This is a genomic window from Pseudidiomarina fusca, from assembly GCF_032227045.1.
Lineage (GTDB): Bacteria > Pseudomonadota > Gammaproteobacteria > Enterobacterales > Alteromonadaceae > Pseudidiomarina > Pseudidiomarina fusca.
The window spans coordinates 144,333-160,111 of sequence record NZ_JANFPJ010000001.1 but is presented as its reverse complement, the minus strand read 5'-3'; the positions used below and the strand labels follow the sequence as shown (position 1 = coordinate 160,111).

At 47.6% G+C, this 15,779-nt stretch carries 13 protein-coding genes; 8 read left to right on the top strand and 5 right to left on the bottom strand.

All coding sequences use genetic code 11. The features are described from left to right. Positions 1-49 precede the first annotated feature (49 nt). Positions 50-898, top strand: a complete 849-nt coding sequence (locus tag NOG12_RS00750) for a hypothetical protein (protein WP_110075399.1) — start codon at positions 50-52, stop codon at positions 896-898. Positions 899-919: 21 nt separating this feature from the next. Here the strand turns inward: NOG12_RS00750 and NOG12_RS00745 are convergent, their stop codons facing one another. Beyond that, the gene (locus tag NOG12_RS00745; RefSeq protein WP_313932140.1) at positions 920-2,059 is read right to left on the bottom strand and encodes a peptidase C39 family protein; all 1,140 of its coding nucleotides are present in this window, start codon (positions 2,057-2,059) and stop codon (positions 920-922) included. 172 nt (positions 2,060-2,231) lie between these two features. Here NOG12_RS00745 and NOG12_RS00740 point away from each other — a divergent pair, with 172 nt between their 5' ends. From NOG12_RS00740 to purN, 3 genes are all read left to right on the top strand, one after another. Then, complete coding sequence (locus tag NOG12_RS00740; RefSeq protein WP_110075401.1) at positions 2,232-2,726, top strand: hypothetical protein; 495 nt, start codon at positions 2,232-2,234, stop codon at positions 2,724-2,726. Positions 2,727-2,859: 133 nt separating this feature from the next. Next, complete coding sequence (gene purM, locus NOG12_RS00735; protein WP_110075402.1) at positions 2,860-3,906, top strand: phosphoribosylformylglycinamidine cyclo-ligase; 1,047 nt, start codon at positions 2,860-2,862, stop codon at positions 3,904-3,906. Continuing rightward, positions 3,903-4,541, top strand: coding sequence for a phosphoribosylglycinamide formyltransferase (gene purN, locus NOG12_RS00730; RefSeq protein WP_110075403.1), 639 nt, complete (start codon positions 3,903-3,905; stop codon positions 4,539-4,541). The genes purM and purN overlap by 4 nt, the downstream gene beginning before the upstream one ends. Before the next feature lie 77 nt (positions 4,542-4,618). On the opposite strand, the gene NOG12_RS00725 is transcribed toward purN, so the two are convergent. Then, positions 4,619-5,407, bottom strand: a complete 789-nt coding sequence (locus NOG12_RS00725) for a DUF3108 domain-containing protein (RefSeq protein WP_313932139.1) — start codon at positions 5,405-5,407, stop codon at positions 4,619-4,621. 197 nt (positions 5,408-5,604) lie between these two features. Here NOG12_RS00725 and fadE point away from each other — a divergent pair, with 197 nt between their 5' ends. Beyond that, on the top strand, positions 5,605-8,064 hold the full coding sequence (gene fadE / locus NOG12_RS00720) for an acyl-CoA dehydrogenase FadE (RefSeq protein WP_313932138.1): 2,460 nt from the start codon (positions 5,605-5,607) through the stop codon (positions 8,062-8,064). A 138-nt stretch (positions 8,065-8,202) separates the two neighbouring features. After that, positions 8,203-9,765: an AbgT family transporter gene (locus NOG12_RS00715; protein WP_313932137.1), complete on the top strand. Its 1,563-nt coding sequence runs from the start codon at positions 8,203-8,205 to the stop codon at positions 9,763-9,765. Between the two features lie 98 nt (positions 9,766-9,863). Here the strand turns inward: NOG12_RS00715 and NOG12_RS00710 are convergent, their stop codons facing one another. The 3 genes from NOG12_RS00710 to NOG12_RS00700 all read right to left on the bottom strand — a co-directional run bounded on the left by NOG12_RS00710 (position 9,864) and on the right by NOG12_RS00700 (position 13,773). Beyond that, positions 9,864-11,051: a multidrug effflux MFS transporter gene (locus tag NOG12_RS00710; RefSeq protein WP_110075407.1), complete on the bottom strand. Its 1,188-nt coding sequence runs from the start codon at positions 11,049-11,051 to the stop codon at positions 9,864-9,866. Position 11,052: 1 nt separating this feature from the next. After that, the gene (locus tag NOG12_RS00705; RefSeq protein WP_313932136.1) at positions 11,053-12,774 is read right to left on the bottom strand and encodes a 5'-nucleotidase C-terminal domain-containing protein; all 1,722 of its coding nucleotides are present in this window, start codon (positions 12,772-12,774) and stop codon (positions 11,053-11,055) included. A 66-nt stretch (positions 12,775-12,840) separates the two neighbouring features. Continuing rightward, entirely contained in the window at positions 12,841-13,773 is a 933-nt protein-coding gene (locus NOG12_RS00700) for an isopenicillin N synthase family dioxygenase (protein ID WP_110075409.1), read from the bottom strand. A gap of 172 nt (positions 13,774-13,945) precedes the next feature. Here NOG12_RS00700 and NOG12_RS00695 point away from each other — a divergent pair, with 172 nt between their 5' ends. Both NOG12_RS00695 and argE read left to right on the top strand, forming a co-directional pair. Continuing rightward, positions 13,946-14,521: a hypothetical protein gene (locus NOG12_RS00695; protein WP_153826980.1), complete on the top strand. Its 576-nt coding sequence runs from the start codon at positions 13,946-13,948 to the stop codon at positions 14,519-14,521. A 73-nt stretch (positions 14,522-14,594) separates the two neighbouring features. Further along, positions 14,595-15,752, top strand: a complete 1,158-nt coding sequence (gene argE / locus NOG12_RS00690) for an acetylornithine deacetylase (protein WP_110075411.1) — start codon at positions 14,595-14,597, stop codon at positions 15,750-15,752. The last annotated feature ends 27 nt before the right edge of the window (positions 15,753-15,779 follow it).

Here is a 15,779-nt window from a genome sequence, read left to right as displayed (position 1 = left end):
CCTCGTATTCTAGCCGCCGTCGATAATAACAACAATAAAGGATAACTTTGTGCGTCACTTTTTATTGCTTAGCAGCCTGTTATTTTTAGCTGGCTGTACTGCAGCTCCTTACTTTCAAGCACCGGCACCTGCTCTCAATGCAAATCAAGAAATCAGTTATCAGCTGTTTACCAATGAGAGCATAAAAACTGCAAGCCATATGCAGGTTCATCTCGACGAAGCTAAAGACATTGCCTACGTGCAGAGCTTTGGCGGTGGCGGCGTGGCGGTTGGCGTCGCCTTCGGGCCACTGGGTGTGCTAGCTAACATTGGCATGATCCAAGCTGAAACCGACGCTGACCTTGAGCAGCTCTATGGCAAATTGCCCTTGCCAGTGGCGGATATGTTTAGTCAAGCCGCGACCAAGCAAGCCATGCAACACAATGCAAACTCAGAGGTTCGCTTTCATCCCTTTGTTCTGGTTGTTCGCGATGAGGATGAAATGCTTCGTATGGGTACGGCGTTAATTGTTGAGGTTGCGCAAGCTGATGGCAGCGTTTGGGGCGGTCGTTATACTCATCAAACCTCGTTACACCTGCCTCTTGCCGACATCGCCGATGGTATGAACGACACCGAACATACCACCGTTCATGGCGCGCTAGAACAGAGCTTTGAAGAGATCCTAGCACTCTACCTTAACGATCGCATGGGTAACTATATCGAGTCTGACCATGTGGTGATTTCGTCAACGTTTTTATCACCTCGGTTTAAGCTTGAAGTTAACGGTAAGGTACTTGAGCGCCATAGCGACCGTGTCACCTTGCGCTCTGGCGCTGGCTTAATATCGCTGCCACTTGATGACAGTTTAACCATGAAAAACGCGACGGTTAAAAAGCCCAAAGCTAGCAGCAAATCTTAAGCTTTATCACTACTCTCCCAATTAACCCGGCGCGCGGCTCAGCACCACGGCTGCGCGCTGCTTCCGCTTACCAAAACCAAAGGCTCGTTTAAAGGTAGCGATAGGAATGGGAATGTATTGCCGTTCTGCGGGCGATTGCCAAGCAAAGGTATCTTGGTCTGGGTCATTAATGTAAACATAATGCTCGTCGGCGGCACATATAAGCACCCAGTGTGGGGCCTTGCTTTCATCGAACACATAAGTACTTATCAGAGCAATGACTAACTTACCCTGCTGTAAATCTGCCATGAGTTGTGCGACTGGGTATTCACCAATAACAATAGGTACTTGCTCTCGTTCTAAAGCAGCGATATCGGCTTCTTGAATACGTGCCATGATTTGCTTTTTATCGCTACTACGCACCGAATCTAACAGCAAAGGGCCAGCTTCGCTAACATGCAGTTCTACTTGTAAACCGCGCTTTAACGCTGCCCGCGCCAGCCCATGTGGACCGCAACCGCCATGCCCAGATGTCATAAAAATGGTCGTTGCTTCGCGCCAGATTTCTAACTCTTCATGATGAGCATCTGCACACGCGATATCAAAGTAAGCCATAGCCATCAAAAGACTAGCAGGGCCACAGGTAAAATCGGTGGTTTGGGTGCGATAAGGGACTAAGCGGGCCTGATCTTGATCTAAATCACTTCGCTTAAATTGCGGTAACAATTTTTGTAGCACCACCGCATCGCTATCATCTTCGTAATATTCAGCACGGATTTCCATATCGTAGTAGCCGGCTGCGTGATACATCTGCAAAACCGCCATGTTGTCTACTTTTACTTCCAGACGCATAAACAAGCAGAAGCGCTCATCGGCAGCATCTTCTGCTGCCTGCAACAGCAGCCTACCGTAGCCACGACGGCGGAATTCTGGATGCACCGCTAAGGAATACAAGCGAGCAAGCTCGGTAGCTTGGCGATACAACACAATGAAATAACCCACCACTTGGTCATCGACACAAAGCACCTGAAAATCGCCCACACCTTGGTCGATAAAACGCTTAAAACTGCGCGCACTGATTCGGTCGGTAGTATAACTCAACGTTTCTATCTGACTCAGCTGTGCGACATCGGCGCGTGTCGCTTGGCGTAAAACGACACTGTATTTCTGTATATTTTTCATCAATTTAGCTCATATGGCTTATTGTATTAAACACGCCGACCTGATAAATTCTCGGCGCTTTTAATGAAGCACGACTAAGTGTCTGGTTAACGCTATTATCCGCTTTAAGTTAGCGCTAATACAATCACTCAATAAACAAACAAAAAAAATAAGTAAAATAAGGATATTTGCAATGAATCAAAGTAAGTGGATGGTGGCAATGTTGGCGGCTGTAATGGCTTCCGGTTGTTCAAGTATTGTCAGTAAATCAGATTACCCCGTTAGTTTCGACTCAACCCCAAGTGGCGCTGCCTATGTGTTAACTAACAGCAAGGGTGTCCGCGTCGACTCAGGTGTTACGCCAGCAACTGTAACTCTGCCTTCATCAGCCGGTTATTTTCAAGGCGAAAAATACACCTTAAGTGTCAGTATGCAAGGCTATAGCAGTCGCGATTATACGTTCACTGCAAGTTTAGATGGTTGGTATTTTGGTAATTTATTGTTTGGTGGTTTACCAGGCATGTTGATTGTTGATCCACTTACTGGGGCTATGTTCAATCTGCCTGAACATGTTCATGTACCTCTTGATGCCAGTAATAACAACAAGGGTCAGGTGGTTAAAATTGGTTTTATGGAAGACCTAACCCCAGCCGAAAAACAGCGTTTGGTGCCCATCACCGCGCAATAATCCTGTCGCACCCTCCGGGCGAAAGTGATAAACTAACGCGCAAATTTTTAGCAACGCTTGTTGCTGCTCGAGAGCGCTATGCTCAGAGCCTAGTAACAAGCCGTTGCTCATTCTGCTACGCTGAGGACCGCCCGTGAGTACTACAAAACCTTCTTTAAGTTACAAAGATGCTGGTGTTGATATTGATGCAGGTAATGCTTTAGTTGAGCGCATTAAAGGCGTCACCAAACGTACCAAGCGCCCAGAAGTGATGGGTAACATTGGTGGTTTTGGGGCTTTGTGCGAATTACCCATCAAATACAAACAGCCGGTTTTAGTTTCTGGTACCGATGGCGTAGGCACTAAATTACGGTTAGCTATCGACCTTAAAAAGCATGACACCGTAGGTATCGATTTGGTCGCTATGTGTGTAAACGATTTGATTGTGCAAGGTGCTGAGCCCCTCTTCTTCCTCGACTATTATGCCACCGGTAAACTCGATGTAGACGTAGCAGCCGATGTGGTGACTGGTATTGGTGAAGGCTGTGTGCAAGCTGGTTGTGCCTTGATTGGCGGTGAAACCGCGGAAATGCCTGGCATGTACGAGCATGGGGATTATGACATTGCAGGCTTTTGTGTAGGTGTTGTCGAAAAAGACCGTATTATTGACGGCACTAAAGTCGCACCAGGTGATGCATTAATCGCCTTGGCTTCTTCTGGCGCCCACTCGAATGGCTACTCGTTAGTACGTAAAATTCTAGCTGTAAGCGAGACTGATCCAAGCACCACCATGCTTGATGGCAAGCCATTAGCGGAGCATTTATTAGCCCCTACCAAAATCTACGTCAAATCTGTACTAGCCATGTTGGAGCAGGTTGACGCTCACGCTATTTCGCATATTACGGGCGGTGGTTTCTGGGAGAATATCCCACGCGTCTTACCAGATGCTGCGAAGGCGGTCATCGATGGTAGCAGCTGGCAGTGGCCGTTGGTATTTAACTGGTTACAAGAGCAAGGTAACGTGACCACCAAAGAAATGTATCGTACCTTTAACTGCGGCGTGGGATTAATCATTGCTGTGGCGGCTGATAAAGCAGAGTTAGCGATTCAACTCTTACGTGAGCATGGCGAAGATGCCTGGCAGATTGGTGAAGTTGCAGCTCGCGTTGGCAACGAAGCGCAAGTAGAAATTAATTCATGAAGCGCATTGTTGTTTTAATCAGTGGTTCTGGCACCAACATGCAGGCCTTGGTTGAGGCCTGTCAGGCCGGCAAAGTGGCTGGCCAAGTGGTCGCTGTGATCAGCAACAAAGCAGAAGTGGCAGGCTTAGAAAAAGCCGCTGCTGCTGGCATTGCAACGGCGGTGCTATCTCATCGAGAGTTTGCGACGCGCGAACTCTACGATGCCCAGTTACAGCAGTTGGTAGATAGCTATCAGCCTGATTTAGTGGTTTTAGCTGGCTTTATGCGAATTCTTACCGCTGACTTTACCCGTCATTACCATGGTCGTATGCTTAATATTCACCCCTCTTTGTTGCCTAAATACAAGGGCGTAAACACCCATCAACGGGCGCTCGATGCTGGTGATGAAGAACACGGTGTGAGTGTGCACTTTGTTACTGAAGAGTTAGATGGCGGCCCCGTGATCTTGCAGGCAAAAGTGCCTATTTTTGCTGATGATACCGCCGCTGATTTGCAAGCTCGTGTGCATACGCAAGAGCATGCGATTTATCCGTTAGTGGTGCATTGGTTTTGTAGCGGCAGGTTGCATCTGAGCGCTGCGGGTGCGGTGCTGGATGGGCAGTTATTAGGCCCGGCTGGTTACGCCGAAGACTAATCTGCCCTGTTGCTTATGGCTTACTGCGCTGATTGGCTCTCTTACTGTCTTTCTTACTGTCTTTCTTACTGTCTCTCTTAATGCCTCAGTAGTTGCCTCAGTAATAGCGAGGCAACTTCGTCACCATCTTTGCGCTGTGTCATCTTCACTAGCATATAATCCAACTCAGGCGCTAACCAATAGTCAGTTTCGCGCCGCGAATTCTCGCGCACGCGCACCACTTTTATGGCCTCGATATCACCGTAGGGTAAACGCAAGGTTTCACGCGCCTGCACTGCATAGATAAGCTCATCTGCTTGGCCTTTTTCATCCAATACGTGGTAAGTTAATTCAGCCCCATTATCAGCCCCGGCCACATCTAACCGTAATTGTTCAATATGTGAGGCTTCGTCAATCCGTTGCGCCAACCAAGGCAGACTGAGAGGCTGCTGTGTAGCCTGATCGATAATCTGTTGTTGCGACCAATCAAAGGTTCCAGCAAAGCCTTTATCGCGCCCGGTACCTGTGCGTTTGTATTCCATGGATTGCGATTGCACTTTGCCTTCGTGCAGCACAAATTTGCTCCAAAACCGGCGCCGATCAGATAAAAACAATAAACTGATTTCAGTTTCCGTGTAGAGACTGTAGGTGTTGTTAGTAGCATCGTAACTGAGTTCGCGCACTGCTTCACCATATTGACTACCGCCACGATGTACCTCGTACCTAGCCTCGTAAGGCTGCAACAGGTCTGGCTCTGCCGCCACTGCCTCGCTCATCGAGAGCGACAACAACAGAGCGATACCAGTAACTGCAGAGAGGTAGCTCAAAGTGCTGCTGTGAATCGGTAAGCCCAGCTTGCGCAAAATCGCCATCGTTGTGTTCCCCATCGTTGCTTGCTAGCAGTTTACCCACTGTAGCTTAACTAGTGGCTGCTGTTAACACTCAATCAGACCCATACTTGACTAAATAGTTTAACTGCTTGTTCGCTGCCAGGCATTAATTTCACTTGAAAATAGTGATCAAATTGACTACCCTCGTCGTATCATTACTGGTCAGACCTCTAACATTATAACGGAGTCGAAACATGAGTGTCGCCTTATGGGTTATAGCCACCCTAGTGGTACTAGGTGGTTTTTTATATTTTCGTAGTTCATTGCTAGCCACCAGCTTAGGCTTGGTGGGTATGTTTGCCATTGGTAGTTGGTTCGACATTGTCGGCCCAGTGCTATGGACGCTACTAGCTATTATCTTAATTCCGCTTAACTTTACGGCGTTTCGTCGTGGCGTCTTGTCAAAAGCCTTATTAGGTGCGTACCGCAAAGTCATGCCGGAAATCTCCGAAACCGAGAAAGATGCTATCGATGCTGGTACTACTTGGTGGGAAGGTGAATTATTCCGTGGTGCTCCAAAGTGGAAGAACCTGCACAGCATTCAAAAAGCCGAACTGTCAGCAGAAGAACAAGCTTTTCTTGACGGTCCTTGTGAAGAAGTTTGCAAAATGCTGAATGACTGGGAAGCCACTCATGAGCTAGCCGACATGCCTGAAGATGTGTGGCAATATCTTAAAGATCACAAATTCTTCGCGATGATCATCAAGAAAGAATACGGTGGTTTAGAGTTTTCAGCTTATGCGCAATCTCGAGTGTTACAAAAGCTGGCTGGGGTAAGTACTATCTTGGCTTCAACCGTAGGTGTTCCTAACTCGTTAGGCCCAGGTGAGTTGTTGCAACATTACGGCACCAAGGAGCAAAAAGACCATTACTTACCGCGCTTGGCGAATGGCCAAGAAATTCCATGTTTTGCGCTAACAAGCCCAGAGGCTGGTTCAGATGCTGGATCTATTCCAGACACTGGAGTTATCTGTAAAGGCCAGTGGAACGGTGAAGAAATCGTTGGTATTAAGCTTAACTTTAATAAGCGTTACATTACGTTAGCCCCTGTAGCTACCGTGTTAGGCTTAGCGTTCAAACTGTATGACCCTGAGCATTTATTAGGTGATAAAGAAGAGCTAGGTATCACTGCCGCTCTGATTCCGCGTGATACCGCTGGCGTTGATATCGGTCGCCGTCACTTCCCACTCAACGTACCATTCATGAATGGTCCGATTCGTGGTGAAGACGTGTTCGTACCCTTAGATTACATTATCGGTGGTCCAAAAATGGCCGGTAAAGGCTGGCGCATGTTGGTTGAGTGTCTCTCGGTCGGCCGTGCTATTACTCTACCTTCTAATAGTGCTGGTGGGATTAAATCTATCGCGTTAGCAACCGGTGCTTATTCTTACATTCGCCGTCAATTCCGCTTACCTGTTGGTAAAATGGAAGGTGTACAAGAAGCCCTAGCTCGTTTAGCTGGTAACGCCTACTTGATGGATGCAGTCACCAGTTTTTCTACCAAAGGTATTGATTTAGGCGAGAAGCCGTCGGTGATCTCAGCCATCGCTAAATATCACATGACAGAAAAACTGCGTGCCTGTATGGACGATGCCATGGATATCCATGGTGGTAAAGGCATCTGTTTGGGCCCGAATAACTACTTAGGCCGCGGTTACCAAGGCGTACCGGTAGCTATTACGGTAGAAGGTGCGAACATCCTTACCCGTAACCTGATGATTTATGGTCAAGGTGCAATTCGCTGCCATCCATATGTACTAGAAGAAATGCTAGCTTCAGCTGAGACCGGCAAAGCTGGCCTAGAACGCTTTGATAAAGCTATCTGGGGTCACATTGGCTTTGGCATGAGTAACTTTGTTCGTTCTTTGGTACTTGGTTTAGGTTTCTGGCGCTTCAGTAACGCACCATACGGTGACAGTACTGCTCAATACTACAAGCAAATGAACCGTTTCAGTGCCAACTTAGCGCTGCTTTCTGACGTAGCTATGGGTGTCTTAGGTGGTTCATTGAAGCGTAAGCAACGCATTTCTGCACGCTTAGGCGATATGTTGAGCTACTTGTTTATTGCGTCTGCCACACTCAAGCGTTTTGAAGACGAAGGCCGTCAGCAAGCTGATTTACCTTTGTTACATTGGGCACTGCAAGATACCTTGTACAAGCTTCAAGAAAGCCAATTAGCGCTATTAGATAATTTTGGTGGTGTTGGTGCGGTCATGAAAGCTGTCATGTATCCATTTGGTCGCATGGTGAAACGTCCATCGGATAAGCTGGATAGCAAAGTGGCGAAAATCTTGCTGAAGCCAAACGAAAGCCGTGAACGTCTTGGCGCAGGTCAATTCTTATCACCAGAGGGTCAGTTTGGCTATTTAGAGCAAACCTTGCGTGACATCATCGCTGCTGAAGAGTTGTTTGATCGAGTACGTAAAGCTGCGGATAACCGCCGCCTGCCATTCATGTTCTTGGATAAAGTGGCTGAACAAGGTAAGCAGCTTGGCGTATTAAACGACGATGAAGTAGCCTTGCTACAACGTGCTGAAGCAGGTCGCTTACGAGTGATCAACGTGGACGATTTTGCTCACGAAGACCTACTAGCCGGCAAAGCAGCACGTGACTATGCCCTAGCTCAAGCGAATAAAGCCGCTGACGCTGCCTAATCTTGATTAGGGTCAGAGTGCTTTAAATAGCACCAATCAAAGGCCAATCCTCGCGATTGGCCTTTTTTATGTGTACAATTCAGCGCTTGAAACGATTCGAAACCTACTATAAGTACAAACAACAGGAGCTTTTATTGCATGCCGCAAGCATCCTCGACAGCAACTAAAAGAGGCGCCTTTACGCGTTTTCTCGATACAGTAGAATATTTGGGCAACCTACTGCCCCACCCCATTACCCTTTTTGCATTATTTGCCATTGGTATTGTGCTGTTGAGCGGCATTGCCAGTTATTTTGGCTTAAGTGCTCTTGATCCCCGTCCAGGTGGTGCCGAGATTGAGGTGGTGAGCTTACTCAATGCCGAAGGTATTCAACGCATTGTTACTGGTTTGGTGACCAACTTTACCGGTTTTACCCCATTAGGTACGGTATTAGTGGCATTACTTGGGGTAGGTATTGCTGAACGTTCAGGCTTGTTATCAGCAGCAATGCGAGGGCTCGTCATGAACGCTCATCCGCGCGTCGTTACCGTCGCTGTGGTCTTTTCTGGGGTTATTTCTAATACCGCAGCCGAGCTAGGTTACGTGGTCTTGGTACCGCTTGCCGCGATGATTTTCCATTCCCTCGGGCGCCATCCATTAGCTGGTATGGCTGCAGCTTTCTCGGGCGTATCTGCCGGTTATAGCGCTAACTTGCTGATTGGTACTGTCGACCCGCTCTTAGCTGGTATCACCACCAAAGCTGCCAACCTGATTGATCCTGACTATTATGTAGGCCCTGAAGCTAACTGGATGTTTATGTTCGCTTCTACCTTCTTAATTGCCATTATGGGTACGCTGGTTACTGAGAAAATCGTCGAACCTAAACTAGGCAAATACGATCCAAAAGAAGCGACTATCAACTTAAAAGAACAAACGATTGAGCCACTCTCTAAGCTAGAAAAACGTGGTTTGATAGGCGCCGGCTTAAGCTTTTTAGCACTGGGTGGCTTGTTGGCCTTAACCATAGTGCCTGAGTGGGGCATTTTACGTCACCCTGAAACGGGCGAAGTAGCTGGCTCACCTTTCTTAAAGGGCATAGTGACCTTTATTTTTATCACTTTTGCTATTCCAGGCTTTGTTTACGGCCGTATCACCAACGTCATGCGCACAGACCGCGATGTAATTGATGCGATGTCTGATAGCATGAGTACCATGGGCATGTACATTGTGCTGGTGTTTTTTGCGGCGCAGTTTGTAGCCTTCTTCGGCTGGACTAACTTTGGTAGCATTCTTGCCATTAAAGGCGCCACCTTCTTGCAGGATGTGGGATTAACCGGCCCAGCGGTGTTTATTCTGTTTATTCTGATGTGTGCGTTCGTCAACCTGATGCTAGGCTCGGCATCGGCGCAATGGGCCATTACAGCACCGATTTTTGTCCCTATGCTGATGTTGATTGGCTACGCTCCAGAGGTCATTCAAGCAGCTTATCGAATTGGTGACTCGGTCACCAACATCATCACCCCTATGATGAGCTATTTCGGACTTATTTTAGCGGTCGCGGTACGCTACAAAAAGGATACCGGGATTGGGACCATGATTGCGATGATGCTGCCTTACACGATTGTTTTCTTATTAGGTTGGGCAAGTTTCTTCTTTATCTGGGTATTTGGCTTAGAGCTACCGGTGGGCTGGTGGGGAACACCTACTTATTACACACCTTAAGTTGTCGGGAAAATACCAACCCACCCATAAAAAAGCCGCGCGAACTTTCGAGCGGCTTTTTTGTTGGATAACTATAGCTTCAATCCCTATCTAGAGCCTTAGGCTGGACGGCGTAAGACTCGATACATGACCACCGCAGTAAGACCGCAGGCTCCCATCATATAAAGCATAGCTAACGGGTCGTAGTGTCCGAGCACATTCACCAACGCAGAAATAATGCCAGCAATCAAGAATTGCAGACTTCCGGTTACTGCAGAAGCCGAACCGGCTCGCTCTTGCTGCTCTGCTAACGCTCCTGCCATGGCATTTGGAAACACCATGCCGAGCGTACTGATGTACATAAAGAGTGGGATAATAACGCCCCAAAAGCCCCAGTTATAATGCCCAGCGATAAACAGTACTAAGGCAATCAAACCCAATACTGGCAGTGATTTATTCAGAATTTTGCGAGAATCATGACGTCGTAATAACCACGCATTCAATTGCGATAGCCCAATAATGCCTACAGCATTTAAGCCAAAGAGCCAACTGTAATGGGTGGGCGACAAACCAAAGTGTTCAATAAACACCAAGGGGGATGCGGTGATGTAGGCAAACATGCCTGATTGGGCTATGCCACCACTTAACGAATAACGCAAAAAGCTGCGGTCGCGCAGAACGCCCCAATAAATGGGCAAACTTGATCTAATTCGTACGGCTTGGTTGGGTAAACGTGTTTCTGGCAAGCGAATATGAACTATCGCCAAACACGCTACCGCTAGCGCGGCCACAATAATAAAAATAGCTTGCCAACCAAACGCAGCAGTAACATAAGCGCCCATCAAGGGCGCTAAGATCGGTGCTATCCCCATCACCAAAATCAAAAACGAAAACACCTGGGCTGAAGCTTGTGGCGTATACAAATCTCGCACCATAGCTCGCGCAATAACCATGCCTGCACAAGAGCCTATCGCCTGTAAAAATCGCAACACGATGAGGCTTTCAAGATTGGGCGCATAAGCACAAGCAAGGGAGGTAACAATATACAACGCCAAGCCAAAATAAAGAGGCGGCTTTCGACCAAACCGATCCGATGCTGTTCCGTACAGTAACTGGCCAATAAAGAGGCCGAGAAAAAATGACGTTAGCGATAACTCAACACGATTCGTAGGTGTATTGTAGCTTTCGGCGATAGCACCGAAAGCTGGTAAATACATATCAATAGAGAGTGGACCAAAAGCAGTGAGTAGCGCCAGCACCACCACCACAATATCAAAGCGTGCTGTATTAGATACGGTTACCGGCATGTTACTGCACCGGCTGATAGCTAAGAGTACTATGCTCGCTAGGTCGTTTAATGGTTTGTTGTGCTCGCGCCCAGTCTACAAACGACTGCGCATAATTAACGTAAGTATCGTTAACGCGGCCTTGCGCTTGCAAATCAGCCAGCAAACTCCAACCATCATTACCACCGGCTAAAAAGCTGTTGGTGATCATGATATAAGTTTGCTCTGGCTGTACTGGCTGCCAAGCCTTGCTGCGGCGATTTTGCACAGCGAGCTGACTAACACGCTGCCCTTCGGGTTGCTTCATATCAACCGCAAATCTTACCCCCGCACCATGCGGATAAGCACCATCAGAGCCGCCAGCGGAGACGGCATAAGCTAATGCTTGCTCGAGTACCTGATGCAGTTCTGCCCCGCTAATCTGCACTTCTACCAAGGTGTTGGAGAAGGGTAAAAGACCATAGGCATCGGCAACGGTAAAACGGCCTGATTTAATTTCGTTACGCACGCCACCGCCATTTTGTAGAGCGAAATCAGCTTGCGGCGCACTTGCTAAAAAAGCTTCAGCGACAACGCGGTGAGCATCTGAATAAGTTCCTGGCCCGCATTGCGCTGGTACTGGTCCCATCCGCTTAAGACACAAACGTTCAGGTACGTCAGCGATAACCTGCATGGTTAATTCTTCTAACTGAACCTGATAGCCGCTTAGCAGCTCAGTTACGTCGCTATCTCCCGCTTTTGCCCAAAATTGCGGTAATTGGGCTAATGCATGGGGCGCCTCTGGGCTCAATAAAAGGTGTGATTGACCGCCACAGCTCGCTACTTGATCACCGTTAAAGTCTATCACTAACTCACCCACCACTTGGCTATATTCCCACGCATGAACGACACACACAGGATCACCATCAAGATTCACTGTTTGCATCGGGTAGGGGCCAACACTAGGTAAACCAAACCGTGCGTAATCGCCAAGCAAGGTGTGTGAATCACCACCGACAATAAAATCAATAGCAGGTAACTTCTCAGCTAAAGTCAAATCGTTGCGATATTGAATGTGAGTTAGCAAGCCAATCTTTTCAACCCCCAGCCGCTGCAATTCAGCAACATAGTAAGCGGCTGTAGTGTATTCATCAGCAAACGTAGTGGTTGCATCGGGTTGCGATGAGTTTTTCGTTTTAACAGCAATATCGAGCCCGATCAGGCCTACTTTCTCGCCGCCAACATTGAAAATCGTATAGGGCTGAAAGCTGTCCCAGCGCGTTTTTGGCGTAAGCGGTGAGACTCCTACTTCTGGCTCAACATTAGCACCTAGCACCACCGTGCTACAGTCGCTCATCGCTAAAAAATCCAAGAAGGTTTTCAAGCCTTTGTCACCACTATCAAACTCGTGGTTACCCAAGGCAAAAGCATCAAAGCACACATGGTTCATGAGTGCCGCATCTGCTTCACCATTAAACAGGGTATAAAACAAAGTGCCGGTAATAGCATCTCCCGCATGCAGGGTTAACACATGCTGATGTTTATTCCGAATGTCTTCAATAGCAGCTGCCACAGCGGCAAAACCACCACTTTGCAAGCGGTGATCTTCGCCTTTGTAACTGATAGCCGTTCGCTGTCTTGGCACCAGGTGCGAGTGGTGGTCGTTAATATGGGCTACGGCCAACTGAAACGGCTGCGGTTGTTGTACCTGCGCACAACTTGCTAAGAGCAACCCAACTAAGCCTATTCCAATACGTTTCAACATCAACTTACCACTCCCATTTAAGATTAAACTCACACCACAACTCATGCCCAAGCGTTAAGATTTAGCTTACTTAATTAAACCAATTTCACGCAGCCGCTCAAGCAAATAATCATCGGCGCTGATAGGTTCAAATCGCTGTGGGTTTTCATCGCTAATACAACTTGCTAACGGAGTGATCATCACATCCGGATTAAAGTGCAAGAAGAATGGAATGGAGTAACGCGATTTTGCACTGAATGGTGCCGGTGGATTCACCACGCGATGGGTAGTTGATGGCAACACCCCGTTGGTTAAACGCTGTAACATATCACCCACGTTACAGATAATAGCGCCTTCGATGATGGTCACCGGAATCCAACTACCGTCTTTGGCTAAGACTTCTAACCCAGGTTCACGTGAGCCAACCAGTAGCGTTAACACGTTAATGTCTTCATGGGCACCTGCACGCACTGACGGTGTGCCCTCATCGATGATGGGTGGGTAGTGCAACGGACGTAAAATGGAGTTACCGAAATTTACTTTATCGTGAAAGAAATCTCGAGGCTGTTTTAGATACACGGCTAAAGCTTCAAGTACCTGTAAACCCAACGCATCGAGTGCTTCATAAAGCTTTAAAATCTTGGTTTTAAAAGCAGGAAGCTCTTGTGGCCATACGTTCGGCGTTAATTGCTTGTACGGTGCAACCCCTTCGATTTCCCGGCCAACATGCCAGAACTCTTTTAAATCTACATGTTTAGCATCTTTTGCAATCTCAGTTCCAAATGGCGTGTAACCACGTGCGCCGCCACCGCCAGGAATATGGTACTGTTTTTTCACCGCTTCAGGTAACGCGAATAAATCACGGCAAATATCGAGTGCATCATCAATCAACTGTTGCTCGATACCATGTTTAGTTAAAGCCACAAAACCATGTTGCTCGTAGCCAGCGCCAACATGCTGTGCAAATGCATCAAAATCTTGCCCATACAGGCTCATATCAATGTGCGGTATTGAATTCATCGGTTGTTTATCCAAAGCGGTGTGTCATCAAGATTTAAACGAATAAAGTACTTAAAACCAAGGGGCTGGCTGGGTAAAGGTTCAGTAAACCCACTAGGTAAGTTGCCTTACGCTTGCTAATGTTAGGCTCGTAGTGTAGCAAAAATGCAGTAAAAAAGTGAGGAGAATCACGATGAAATTGCTAAATAAAATCATGCTTTCTGTGGTCGCAACGGGGGCTGTTATGGCCAGCTCAGCTAGCTTTGCTCAGAGCAGTAATGATGCCCAAACGAGTCCTCGTTATTCGGCATACAACTATGGCAGCATTGGTATCACCAATCATGATGGTGGTGATAGCATCATTGCCCAAGGTAGTTATGAATTTAGCAGTCCTTATTACGTGAGTGGTTACTACCGTAATTTTGATAGCGATACTGCCGGAAGCAACGATGCCTTCGGCATCAAATTAGCCCGTTATTTTTGGTTAAGCCAAGGCTTAACAGCTGATCTTGGAGTACGTGCTGGTAACGTAGACTGGGGCCCTGTTGATAGCAGTTTTTGGGGCGTTGAAGGCATTCTGCGTCAACGTATTGACCAATTTGAAGTGTATGCTGGCGCGGGTTGGGTAGATTACAGCGATGCTGGTACCGACAATCAGTATCAAGTTGGGGTGAACTATTATCTCCAAAATAATCTGTCGGTTGGTGTCGGCTATCAGGATGATGAATTTGGTGATGGCTTACGCTTGCGAGCAAGCTACCACTTCTAAGCCTAGCCCCTACCCTTTTTAAGAATATGAGGTATGCTCTGTGCATGAATGATGCTGACGTACGGAGCAATTTATGGCACAGCTTCCTAGTTTTTTAGAAATGTATCGCGATCTTATTGCGATCCCTTCTGTTTCCTGTCTTGATACCAGCTGGGACACCAGCAATAAGCCCGTTATCGAAAAATTAGCCCGTTGGTTTGAAGCTCTTGGTTTTCAAATCGATGTGCATGAACTCGACCATCAGGCCGGTAAATTTAACTTGTTGGCTCATTACGTACCCGACGGCTGCGACAGCGGCGGCTTACTGCTCGCTGGTCATACTGATACAGTGCCCTGGGACGAAGGTCGGTGGACTCAAGATCCTTTTAAACTTCGTGAAGCCGACGGCCGTTTATATGGGCTTGGTAGTGCTGATATGAAAGGTTTTTTCGCTTTTGTATTAGAAGCACTACGAGGTATCGATTTAACCAAGCTACGTCAGCCCCTCTATATTATCGCCACGGCAGATGAAGAGACCACCATGGCTGGGGCTCGTGAGCTCGATGCATTTGGCCACTTAAAACCCGCTTATGCGGTGATTGGTGAACCGACCAATATGGTGCCGGTCACCGCCCACAAAGGCCATCTAACCGAGGCCATCAGGGTTACCGGTAAATCCGGACATAGTTCCAATCCTGCCGCGGGCATCAATGCCATTGAAGTGATGCACGATGTGATCACGGAATTACGTGTCGTACAGCATGAATTTCGCGAACGCTATCATGATAGTACTTTTGTGGTGCCCTATCCGACCCTAAATTTTGGCGCTATTCATGGCGGTGATGCGGCTAACCGTATTTGTGCTTGTTGCGAATTACACCTCGACATGCGCCCGCTACCAGGCATGAATATCAGCGATTTATACGGCATCATCGATCAACGTTTAGCCGAAGTAAAAGCTAAGTATCCTGGCGCTATTTGTTTAGAACACATGCATGAGCCGATTCCTGGCTATCGCTGTGAGCCTGATTCAACGATTGTGCAACTCGCACAACAACTTACTGGCAACCAAGCGGAGCCAGCTAATTACTGCACTGAGGCACCATTTGTGCAAGAGTTAGGCTGTCAGACCATTATTATGGGCCCCGGCAGCATTGCCCAAGCCCATCAGCCTGATGAATACATTCGCATTGATGAAATTGCTCCGGCACAAAATCAATTGCGCGAGTTAATTCAACGCATCTGTTTATAGAGCCGTTCTCACAATTAACAAAGCCCG